Raw genomic sequence first — 235 nt, 5'->3', positions numbered from 1 at the left:
CACCTCGGCCGGCGAAAGCCTGCAGACCCACCTGCTCTGGCAGCTCAACCTGGCGCCCATGTCGGGTCTCGACCGCCTGATCGCCCTGGCGATCATCGACGGCATCGACACCGATGGCTATCTGCAGGAAAGCCTGGAAGACATCCATGCCTCCCTCGATCCCGAACTGGAAGTCGATCTCGACGAAGTCGAGGTGGTGCTCCGACGCGTCCAGCAATTCGAGCCGGCCGGCGTC

At 64.3% G+C, this 235-nt stretch carries 1 pseudogene; it reads left to right on the top strand.

Annotated elements, in window-relative coordinates:
• Positions 1-235: pseudogene (locus FS767_RS22645) on the top strand (RNA polymerase factor sigma-54); the annotation flags it as partial.

It is taken from the genome of Pseudomonas sp. DE0010 (assembly GCF_007680745.1).
Lineage (GTDB): Bacteria > Pseudomonadota > Gammaproteobacteria > Pseudomonadales > Pseudomonadaceae > Aquipseudomonas > Aquipseudomonas parafulva_B.
Note: the sequence above shows the minus strand (reverse complement) of the source record. Positions and strands in the feature narration are given on the sequence as shown.